Source organism: Vibrio splendidus 12E03 (assembly GCF_000272105.2).
In the GTDB taxonomy this organism is placed as follows: domain Bacteria; phylum Pseudomonadota; class Gammaproteobacteria; order Enterobacterales; family Vibrionaceae; genus Vibrio; species Vibrio splendidus_I.
The window spans coordinates 1-11,013 of the sequence record NZ_AJZD02000052.1 but is presented as its reverse complement, the minus strand read 5'-3'; the positions used below and the strand labels follow the sequence as shown (position 1 = coordinate 11,013).

The 11,013-nt window shown below is 43.9% G+C and carries 7 protein-coding genes; 5 read left to right on the top strand and 2 right to left on the bottom strand.

What is annotated here, in order from left to right:
* Positions 1 to 295 precede the first annotated feature (295 nt).
* Positions 296 to 2,020, top strand: coding sequence for a methyl-accepting chemotaxis protein (locus tag A142_RS04890; RefSeq protein WP_029405742.1), 1,725 nt, complete (start codon positions 296 to 298; stop codon positions 2,018 to 2,020).
* Between the two features lie 145 nt (positions 2,021 to 2,165).
* Here A142_RS04890 and A142_RS04885 read toward each other — a convergent pair whose 3' ends face one another.
* On the bottom strand, positions 2,166 to 2,405 hold the full coding sequence (locus A142_RS04885; protein WP_019826672.1) for a PAS factor family protein: 240 nt from the start codon (positions 2,403 to 2,405) through the stop codon (positions 2,166 to 2,168).
* Between the two features lie 239 nt (positions 2,406 to 2,644).
* Between A142_RS04885 and A142_RS04880 the strand changes: the two genes are divergently transcribed.
* From A142_RS04880 to A142_RS04865, 4 genes are all read left to right on the top strand, one after another.
* Complete coding sequence (locus tag A142_RS04880) at positions 2,645 to 3,643, top strand: hypothetical protein (RefSeq protein WP_019826670.1); 999 nt, start codon at positions 2,645 to 2,647, stop codon at positions 3,641 to 3,643.
* A gap of 487 nt (positions 3,644 to 4,130) precedes the next feature.
* Complete coding sequence (locus tag A142_RS04875; protein ID WP_019826668.1) at positions 4,131 to 6,320, top strand: immunoglobulin-like domain-containing protein; 2,190 nt, start codon at positions 4,131 to 4,133, stop codon at positions 6,318 to 6,320.
* 229 nt (positions 6,321 to 6,549) lie between these two features.
* The gene (locus A142_RS04870; protein ID WP_019826667.1) at positions 6,550 to 7,470 is read left to right on the top strand and encodes a LysR family transcriptional regulator; all 921 of its coding nucleotides are present in this window, start codon (positions 6,550 to 6,552) and stop codon (positions 7,468 to 7,470) included.
* Between the two features lie 181 nt (positions 7,471 to 7,651).
* A complete protein-coding gene (locus A142_RS04865) occupies positions 7,652 to 9,700 on the top strand; it encodes a TonB-dependent receptor domain-containing protein (protein WP_019826665.1) in 2,049 nt (682 codons plus the stop codon).
* Positions 9,701 to 9,828: 128 nt separating this feature from the next.
* On the opposite strand, the gene A142_RS04860 is transcribed toward A142_RS04865, so the two are convergent.
* Positions 9,829 to 10,572, bottom strand: coding sequence for a class I SAM-dependent DNA methyltransferase (locus tag A142_RS04860; protein WP_019826662.1), 744 nt, complete (start codon positions 10,570 to 10,572; stop codon positions 9,829 to 9,831).
* Positions 10,573 to 11,013 lie beyond the last annotated feature (441 nt).

Sequence of the window (11,013 nt, the reverse complement as noted above, 5' to 3'; positions counted from 1 at the left end):
ATTCAACTAATGTACATGTAATAAATTTGTGTTATTGATAAATTTAACTTTAGTTGGCTGTTTCATTTGCTGTTTAAATGCAATTAAGAACGTCATAGCTAGTGGACTTAGAAGCCACTGTTTTAGACGCTCATTATCGATATAAAAACCATAATAATAATCAGGTCGCGCAAGTTGGTTATCCATTCTTTGATGCGATTTATTTAGATACTCATAGTTAATTTAGTAAAGACGAGCCACGTATATGAATATAAAGAAAAAGCTCTATTCGTTGGGGATGTTCTCCATCTTCGGCATGATTTCACTGCTGTTTACCACATCACAATTTGCAGACACCACCGCTCAAATGAGCGAAGCCAAACAAATAACCAAAGAACTTGAAGTGCGTTTGCTCAACCTTCGCCGTAACGAGAAAGATTTCTTACTGCGTAGCGATATGAAATACCTCGACAAGTTCGACGTAAACTACAACAAATTCTTAGCGTCGGAATCTGAGCTAGATACAGTGCTCAGTGATTTAGGTTTAGCCAACAGCACACACTTACGTGAAGACATCGAAACCTACCACACCAGCTTTGTTAACCTAGTCAAAGCGAGCGAAGTCTATGGTCTAGCTCGTGACAAAGGCCTGCTAGGCGAGTTTCATGTTTTACTCGATAACATCAGCGCGACAGCCAGTGCTGAACAAAAAATCGAACTTTACCTGTTCAATGACTTAATTGAGAAGGGGGAGTTTGACCCGAGTGTTCTTACTATTACTTCTAGTGTTGGAAGCTCAATTGCTTTGATAGATGCTGCGCGCCAAGTGGTTGAGCAGAAGCGCGTGATCGGTTTGAAGCATAACGAAGGCCTGCTAGGCGAAGCGCGTTCTGGTTCACACGTTATCGAGACTCAATTTAAAGAGTTCTCGGCGGTGCTAGACCAACAAACGCAGCAAGAGATGGACAAACTATCGCTGATCAACAACATCCTTTGCGTCACGCTACTCGTGTCAATCATTCTGTTCAGTTGGTTAATTGTCCGTTCTATTATTGGCAAGATTGAGTCACTGCTTTCGGTGATTCGCAATATTGTTGATTCTAACGACGTGTCTATTCGTTCCAACCTTGATGGTAAAGACGAACTCAGCACTTTAGGCCAATACTTCAACCAATTGCTTGATCAGCTGGAAGGCTTGATCGCGGCATCTCAATCTAAGTCACTGCAGCTGACGCAAAGCACGTCGAACATGCATGACGAGCTAGAGTCAGTCATCAAACAGTTTGAAGTTCAAGCAAATCACACCTCTACCATGACAACGTCAGTGCAAGAAATGGTACTCACAATAGGTGAAATCTCAGAAAGCACATCAGTTGCGGCTGAAGGTGTTCATCAAGCAAAAGTGAATGCCGATAAAGGCCGTGAAGTGGTGGTTGAAACCATCAGCAATATCACCCAGTTGTCTGAACGCCTTTCAAGTAGCCAAGATTCGATCAGCTCCCTGAACCATCATGTTGATCAAATCGGCGATGCAGTAAACATCATCCAAGGCATTGCAGAACAAACCAACTTGCTGGCACTAAATGCAGCCATTGAAGCGGCACGTGCGGGTGAACAAGGCCGAGGCTTCGCGGTAGTTGCCGATGAAGTACGTGCACTAGCAAGCAGAACGCATCAATCGACCACAGAGATAACCTCAGTGGTGAGTGCAATTCAAAGCCAGATGCAGGCGTCGATGACAGAGATTGGCGAGTGTAATCAACAAGGCCAACTAACGCTGAAAGATTCAGAAGAGCTGGATGCAAGCTTGCAACTTATCTTGAGCGATATGGAAAGCATCCAAGGTAATTCAGAACGTATTGCCTCAGCGATTGAAGAGCAGGGTGCAGTAATGGCGCAAGTGAGCGACTCAATCAATGAGCTGAACACTATATCGAACGACAATAACGCTTCGGCGCAGCATTGTTTAGTTGAAGTGGACAAGGTAGCAGAACAAGCGAACGACATGGACCAAGCGGTCGCGCAGTTCAAGACTTCGTAAACCACATAGAACTTACTAAAACAAAAGGCGTGGATCATCTGCGCCTTTTTTGTGCCTGAAATTCACATAGATAAAAGACAAGAATAAAAAAACGGCCCGATCTGGGGGAAGATCTGGGCCGTTATATTACGTATTTAAAGGGGAATTACTTATTTCGGCATTCCAGCACATCCAGTGCCAGTTCAACCGCTTTATCAATATTGTCGTATCCCGCTAATTTACCTGAGCTGATAGGACCAAGCACATTAGCGTATAACGAGAGCTGCTTGTTAAATGGCAGGCTCAACTGCTCATATAAACGCTGGCGAATCTCGGCATGTTGCTCAGGAGCGTGAGCAGCAAGGCTTTTCAAAGTGTCATAAACAAGAGTGGTGGTAGTGTTCATTCGTCTCTTTATCATTAAGTGGGAGGCGCTTATTTTATAATCTTTTGAGGTTTGTTTACTGTGATATAAGTCATACAATATTATTAATGTGTTTATCTTTTGAGTCTAATGAGAATAAGGCATTCCAAAATAGACTTAAGTATCTGTGAAATATAACTAAAATAATGACAGACTGTCGAACACACGAACGAATTAGCGCGTTTCTGGCAAACGGTTAAATCTATAGGAAGAGGAACAACATGCACTACGACGTATTCAACGGAGACGCAGATGGCATAATCGCGTTGTTACAGCTGCGATTAAGTGATCCACGGGAGAGCGTGCTCATTACAGGTGTAAAGCGTGATATTAAGTTGGTCTCTCAAGTTGTTACTCAAATTACGGAGCCGGGTAAGCAAGGTGACGTTTCATCCGTTACTGTTTTAGATGTGTCGATGGAGAAAAACCTGCCTGCATTGCACTCACTGCTAGACGCCAACATCAAGGTATTTTATTGCGATCACCACCGAACAGGGGATGTCCCAACTTCTGAGCATTTAGATACTCTGATTGATACCGCGCCAGAGAGCTGCACGAGCTTGCTGATAAACCAGAAGCTGAATGGTGCGCATCTGGCTTGGGCAATCGCGGCTGCCTTTGGCGATAATCTAAAAACCGTGGCCGTGCGGCTAGCGGATGAAAATGGATTCGATCCATCTCAAACAGAGTTTTTAGAAGAGCTAGGTACCTTGGTTAACTACAATGGTTACGGTTCGTCACTAAGCGATTTGCATTTCACGCCAATTGAGCTCTACCAAACCCTTTATCAATATCCGAATCCGTTTGATCTTTTGGATGATAAAGACTCGGTGTTTTATCGACTACGAGATGCTTATCAAAATGATCGCCAGCAGTTATCAAACCTTGCTCCTGTTTATGAAAGTGAAGTCGCACGTGTGTTTGAACTGCCAGGTGAGACGTGGGCAAGGCGCATCAGTGGCGTATTTGGTAATGAAATCGTTAATCAAGATCCAAACCGAGCGCAAGCAGTATTAACGAAAAACCAAGACGGCGAGTCTTACACGGTGAGCTTACGGGCGCCATTATCAAACAGAACGGGTGCAGACGAAATTTGCTCAAGCTTTGAAACGGGTGGAGGAAGAAAAGCAGCGGCTGGTATTAATCAACTTAATGAACTTGATAAGGTGAATTTTATTTCACTATTGGATGTATATTATTCATCTGGTGCTGAGGGTTAACTGAAAGATTTCCGGTGTATAGATTTAAAATTCCCAAAATTCTTACTCCTATGTTCCGTTATACGTGTGCATTGCTAGCACATGTATTATGGCTATATCCAGGCTATTTTAGTGATGTCACTCGCAATGGTGTCTGGTCTGAGGTCAGTAATTACGGCGTGTTTTGGGTGAATTTTGCCGATTTAAAGTTCATTTTTTCTTGTCGGTGATTTTTTATATTTTTGGTTAATTATCTTAGTGAATTAAGCTTGATTAAACATTTGCATGGTCAATGCATTCGACCGAAAATAACAGTTTTTAGCATTTCAATTTGAATGAAAAGTCAAAACCATATTGATTATGATATTCAATCTGTGACTTAAAATCACAAGTTAAATCAAAGGTCATCTTTTCCTATAAATTCTATTACTTCTCTATAAATATTCATGATTACAATGAATTGGTTCGGTTGTGATGGGCACAGCTGTTAAGTAAGGAAGTGGGACTAATGTTGAAACGTAAAGCTCTACAATTAGCAGTATCGGTCGGCATGGCGGCTATGTCAGGCGCTGTTTATGCGAATGGTTCAGATATGACGAATCCAGATTCTGGCGTCGTGGTTGGTTATTGGCATAACTGGTGTGACGGTGGCGGCTACCAAGGTGGTAATGCGCCATGTGTGACGCTGAATGAAGTGAACCCAATGTACAACATCGTGAATGTGTCATTCATGAAGGTTTACGATGTGGCTGATGGTCGAATCCCAACTTTTAAACTGGACCCAACCATTGGGCTTTCAGAAGAACAATTTATTGACCAAATCTCTGAACTCAACAAGCAAGGTCGTTCTGTACTGTTGGCTTTGGGTGGCGCTGATGCACACGTAGAGCTAGAAACCGGTGATGAAAGAGCCTTTGCTGATGAGATTATCCGTCTTACCGAGCGTTACGGTTTCGATGGTCTAGATATCGACCTTGAACAAGCAGCCGTAACCGCAGCAAACAACCAAACGGTCATTCCTGACGCACTTAAGCTAGTAAAAGATCACTACCGTGCCGAAGGGAAAAACTTCCTTATTACTATGGCGCCTGAGTTCCCGTATCTAACAACAGGCGGCAAGTATGTACCTTATATTGATAATCTAGAAGGTTATTACGACTGGATTAACCCACAATTCTACAACCAAGGTGGCGACGGTATCTGGGTTGAAGGTGTGGGTTGGATTGCTCAAAACAACGATGCGTTAAAAGAAGAATTCATCTACTACATCTCTGATTCGCTTATCAACGGAACGCGCGGCTTCCACAAAATCCCACATGACAAGCTCGTGTTTGGTATTCCTTCAAGTATCGATGCGGCCGCGACAGGTTTTGTGCAAGAGCCACAAGATTTGTACGACGCGTTTGATAGCCTAACGGCGCAAGGCCAGCCTCTACGTGGTGTGATGACTTGGTCTATCAACTGGGACATGGGCACGAACAAAAATGGCCAACAATACAACGAGCAGTTTATTAAAGACTACGGCCCGTTTGTACACGGTCAAGTAACGCCACCACCAGTCGAGGGTGAGCCAGTTCTTAAAGGTATCGAAAATACCCGTGTTCTTCACGGCACAACGTTTGATCCTATGGAAGGCGTAACGGCAACAGACAAAGAAGACGGCGATCTAACGTCATCAATCGATGTTGAAGGTTACGTTGAAACCAGTGTGATTGGTACTTACGTTCTAACTTACCGAGTGAAAGACAGCGATAACAACGAAACTACTAAAGCGAGAACGGTAGAGGTTTACAGCCAGAAGCCGGTATTTAATGGTGTGTCTGACACGACTGTTGTGTTGGGAACTGCGTTTGATGCTATGGCGGGCGTGACAGCAAATGATGCTGAAGATGGCGACCTAACAAGTACTATCACACACACTGGCAGTGTCGATGTAAATGAAATCGGCAACTACACGCTTGTGTATAGCGTAACAGACAGCGCGAACCAAACTGTAACCGCTGACCGTAAGGTGTCTGTGACTGATGACTCTAACTGTGCTGCGGCATGGGATGCCGACACCGTTTATGTGGAAGGCGACCAAGTATCTCATGACGGTTCAACGTGGGGAGCTGGGTGGTACACTCGCGGTGAAGAACCTGGAACGACAGGTGAGTGGGGCGTTTGGAGAAAAGTTTCAGACTCTTCATGTGGTGGTAACCCAGATCCGGGCGATGACTTAGAGCTTGTAGTTTCAGGGCTTCAATCAGAATATGCGCCAGATAACGGTAATGTTCGTTTAGATCTAACACTGACATCAAATGAAGCGTTAGATGTTACCGCTATGGTGATCAACAGTGCAGGTACTGTGGTTGAGCAAACTAAGGTTAACGTAACGGACAGTCGCGCTATTACCATCGACTTATACGATGTAGCGGAAGGGCAATATGCACTCGAAGTGGTCGGCAAAGCGTCTGACGGTGAAATGGTGATGGTAAACGATTCTTTCGCTGTTAAAGACGGCGGCGGTACAACACCTCCTCCAGGTGATTACCCTCCATATGAAGCGGGTACAAACTACGCAGCGGGTGAGATTGTGGTCGGCAGCGATAATGGCTTGTACGAATGTAAACCTTGGCCATACACGGCATGGTGTGCAAGCGCGTCTTACGCTCCAGCAGATAGCCAATACTGGCAAGATGCTTGGACAAAGCTGTAGTCTGATAGCTCAACGCTAGCAATATAAAGTAGACGATCAAAGAGAGGCCATTGTGCCTCTCTTTTTTACGCTCAAATATTTCTTACTTAGAGCTTTAAAACCCACTTAACCTTAAACTCTGCTCTGCATATTGCTCTAGATCAAAATAGGAGTGATTATCAATTGTATTACTTGTTAAGAAATAGCACTATGCGCTCATTGAATTTCCCATATTGTTAATATTTGCATAATGAATCTTGCTCAAGTCGACCTCAATCTACTCGTTATTCTTAAACACCTTCTTGAAGAGAAGCACGTTTCCAACACGGCATTGGCTCTGGATATGAGCCAACCTACGGTGAGCCGAGCTCTGCAAAAACTGCGTACTGTTTTCAATGATGACCTACTGGTGCGAGCGGCTTATGGCTATGAGTTAACGCCAAAAGCAGAAGCCATTAAGCAAGATCTCAACTCGGTTCTGACACGTTTAGAAAAGCTGGTACATGGCGATGTATTCGAACCACAAAGCAGTGACAGTACGGTTCGCTTTTTTGGTTTAGTGCCTAATGTCGCGCACTTGTTGCCGAAGGTAGTTGCGGAGATACGCCAACAAGCGCCGAACATGATTGTTGATATCGACTCGATTCCTAAACGACACTTTGAGCCTCTGTTATCCGGTGATGCGCACTTTGTGTTGTCGACCCACGAGCCATTAAGTTCAGAGCAAAATTTGTATCGAATGTTCGTGATTAGCCGCGATTACCGTTTGTTGATGAGTAAAAACCATCCTCTGGCAGATAAAGAGCTCACCGTTGATGACTTGTTGAATAGCCAACTTGGTCAAATCTCACTGCAAGGGGATAAGAAGCTCTCGATCGAAAGTCGATTTAAAGATCTTGGCTTGATTGATAAGCAGCGCCAGTTGTCCATTCCAATTCAGCTTTCCAATTTTAACGTCGCGCCGGATATGGCAGAAGCAACCGACATCATCTTTCATTTACCGACACCTTTTGCACAACAAGCCGCTAAGCAAAGAGATCTTGTTTGTAAACGTGTGCCTAAAGCGTTGCGCCACCCATCAGAAGACGTCTACTTATACTGGCATAAGCGCTTTCATAACGACCCGATGTGTCGCTGGGTTCGCAATATATTCAAAGAGCTCTATACATAATTCATCTGCAGGGTGAATGAAAATTACAAATACCTATCGATTTGAATATGGATCTCTTTAGTTATTTGATTGGTGAATAACGAGAATCGATTTTTGGTATGAAACTTTCGTTGATAAGAATGGTGGCTGGTTGTTTAATGCAAACCATTATCATTACCAATCACATATAAGAATGAATATCATGTCTGAGAGATCTCTTTTGATTCGCAAACCTCTTTTGGTTCGTAAACCCCTTTCGATCGCAGTCGCTGTTATTTGTACCTCACTTTCAGCTAACGTGTTAGCGCAAGAAGAAGCGCAAGCAACAGATGAACAAATGGTTGTTACGGCAACTCGTACCGAGATGGCACTAAAACAAGCGCCAGCTTCAATGTCGGTTATCACCGCGCAAGACATTGAAGATAGCCCTGGTATTACCTTGGCTGATATCGTTGCAGAATCAACGAGTGTAGAGTCTGATTTTGATAGCACACGTGCTGGCCGTCAGATGATCTCTATTCGTGGTATGGATTCAGACTACACTCTTATCATGGTGAATGGCCGCCGTCTAAGCTCAGCGAGTGCCATCATCCGTGGTAACGACTTCGACCTATCAACTATCCCTGCTGATTCAATTGAACGTGTTGAAATTATCCGTGGCCCAATGTCTGCACTTTACGGTTCGGATGGTATGGGCGGTACAATCAACATCATCACTAAGGCTCCAGAAAACGATTGGAGCTCTACACTGAGCATGGACTCGTCATCTCCAATGGATGGCAACGGTGGCCAAGAGCAGTCTGTTGGTTTTACTACTTCTGGTGCGTTGATTGAAGATGAGCTGTTCGCGCGAGTTTCTGTTAACCAAACAAGCCGTAACGCATGGCAACCATATTCTGGTACACACAGTTCTGGCTACGATCGTGAAGATATTACAGCTTTAGAAGACCGTGACACGCTAAGCATGCTTGCTAACCTGACATGGCATGCAACAGATAACCAAACCATAGATTTCGATTTTGGTTACAGCGACGACGAACGTAATTCAGCGGCTGAAAGCTCAAGCTCAGTTATTGAGTCTGACACGCGTGTTGTACGTAATAGCCAAGCGATTACACACAGTGGTTTTTGGAGCTGGGGTGACACGCAAGTACGTTACTCACGCGAAAATGTGACTGACAATGATGCGGCTGATCTGGGTAATAACTTCAGCAGCGATATCGAAGAATTAACTCAGATTGTTGAAGCGTCTGCGACCACTTATCTTGGTGAAAGCCATACGCTAACGTTTGGTATGGATTACCAACTGAGCGAGCTGACGAACAAAGAGAACCTAGTGAGTGGTTCATCTGAGGCATACCAAGGTGCACTATTTGTTCAGGACCAATGGTTAATGACGGATCAACTAACGGCAACCATTGGTGGTCGTTTAGATAAGCATGAACTGTATGGTGAAGAGTTCAGCCCACGTGTGTACTTGGTACACCAAACAACGAATGACTTAATCATCAAGGGTGGTGTGGGTAAAGCATTTAAAGCACCAACATTGACTCAAAACCAATCTGACTACCAAGTATCAAGCTGTAAAGGTGGCTGTGCGTTAATCGGTAATGAAGATCTAAGCCCAGAAACAAGCTTAAACTACGAGTTGGCGGCGGTTTACACTCAACCTCGTTGGAATATCGAAGCGGCATTGTTCCGGAATGAGATTAATGACCTTATTGAAAGAACAGACGGTTACTGTCCTGAAGGCGGTGATTGGAACGAAAGTGCTCGTCAATGTGAAAACCCAGACGGTTCACCAACGGGAGAGCTAGGTGCGAAAACTTACCAAAACGTCTCTGAAGCAATCATTCAAGGTGTTGAGCTAGGTGGTATGTATCAAATCTCTGATAAGTGGGCGTTTTCTGGGAACTACACCTACTTAGATACTGAAGATAAGTCGACAGGCGAACAGCTGCTTGAGCGTTACAAGCACTCGGGTTTAGTTAAACTAAACTGGAGCCCAACTTTCGACCTGAACACCTTTATCAGTGCTCGTTACCGTGGTGAGCGTCAGATCGAAAGCGACCTATCTCAAGACGCATACACAACATTGAACATCGGCACAGTGTACAACGTGAATGATTCAGTACGACTGCGTGCAGGTATTTCGAACCTAACGGACGAGTCAGTATCTGAAGAACTAGAATATCTAGGTTATGTTGAAGAGCCACGTACTTACTACGTAGGTATGACAGCTGACTTCTAATCGAGAGTTCAGTAACTGATAGCTTGATACAAAAGAACCCATGCTGGCTGATGCTCTAAAAGGAGAACGGCGAGTGTGGGTTCTTTTTGATCTATAGGTTTAGCTTAACTCGCTACTTATCTATTTATCTAGATTTTGACACATGTGATCAGCGCATTACCGGACTGAGTATCCCAAGGAATTAGCTTATCGTAATCGTGCTCGAAGATATTAACCTCGAAGTAGGGCTTCAATATCTCGATTAACTCTTTAAACGAGAATGCCACCATTGGGTGTTCATCATTCCACACTTGAGTTTCACCAGCAGTCGTCTTTTCGATACTAAGCTTTAGCGCTTGCTTATCACCCTGACCAGAGTAATACCAACCAGAACGGAACGTGAAATCGTCTTTGTCTTGGTTTGTTGTGTGTCTAACAAACAGGTCGTTGCTGATCTTGTCTTTATCAACCACGTTAAAACAGAAAATACCTTCTGGCTTCAACGCGCGATGCACACTTTCGATACACTCTTTAAGTTTCTCTAGGCCATCGTTGTAATGGATGGAATACAGGAAGCAAGTGATAAGATCGAGTGGTTCAGTGACCTCAAAGTTACTCATGTTTTGTACTGAGAACTTGGCTTCTGGGCAGCGAATTTCAGCGATGTCTAACATCGGCTTGTTAAGATCTAGGCCACCGCTTTGGTAACCAAAATCAATAAAATGACGAACGTGTGGGCCAGTGCCACAAGCTAAATCGAGGTGTGTTTTTCCTTCATTTCCAAAGATTTGGTGGAGTCTACGTACGCAGTTGCTTTGCGCTTGGTAGTCAATATCTACACACATTAAATCATAGTAACCGGATAGGTCGGTATAGAGTGCGTTGGCGGACATATTTGCCTGCAGCATAAGCTGAAAAATTAGGGTGGCGCATCATATACCGAAATTGGGAAATCGCAATCAAATATTCGTTCAATGAAAGCGTTTTATTTTCTAACTTATGGTCGTTTTAAATGGGACCGATTAAAGGGACGTTTAAGCTGCCAACAACATCGGTACGCGTGTCATCGCTTTTCACTTTGCTCTGACTACTTATTCGTTAACTGAAACAGGTGTTGCTCCCTCGCTGCTACGACCTACGACCTACGACCTACGGGCTTTGCGGCACGCTTTTATCACGAGACTAGATAGGAAAAATATGGTATCTAGGTAAACCCAGTGTGACATTTATAATTTTATGATTAATCAGTAATTTTACTGATTCAAACCGAGCTCTTGAAAAGGAAAAAATTCAGGAAAGTAGGCTAGGGCGTGTTGATCTTTCGAGCTGATTTT

Bases quoted from the DNA above. Each gene is read 5' to 3' on its own strand.
- A142_RS04865 (WP_019826665.1), top strand. From the start codon at position 7,652: ATGTCTGAGAGATCTCTTTTGATTCGCAAACCTCTTTTGGTTCGTAAA.
- A142_RS04860 (WP_019826662.1), bottom strand. From the start codon at position 10,572: ATGTCCGCCAACGCACTCTATACCGACCTATCCGGTTACTATGATTTA.
- A142_RS04885 (WP_019826672.1), bottom strand. From the start codon at position 2,405: ATGAACACTACCACCACTCTTGTTTATGACACTTTGAAAAGCCTTGCT.
- A142_RS04870 (WP_019826667.1), top strand. From the start codon at position 6,550: ATGAATCTTGCTCAAGTCGACCTCAATCTACTCGTTATTCTTAAACAC.
- A142_RS04875 (WP_019826668.1), top strand. From the start codon at position 4,131: ATGTTGAAACGTAAAGCTCTACAATTAGCAGTATCGGTCGGCATGGCG.
- A142_RS04890 (WP_029405742.1), top strand. From the start codon at position 296: ATGATTTCACTGCTGTTTACCACATCACAATTTGCAGACACCACCGCT.
- A142_RS04880 (WP_019826670.1), top strand. From the start codon at position 2,645: ATGCACTACGACGTATTCAACGGAGACGCAGATGGCATAATCGCGTTG.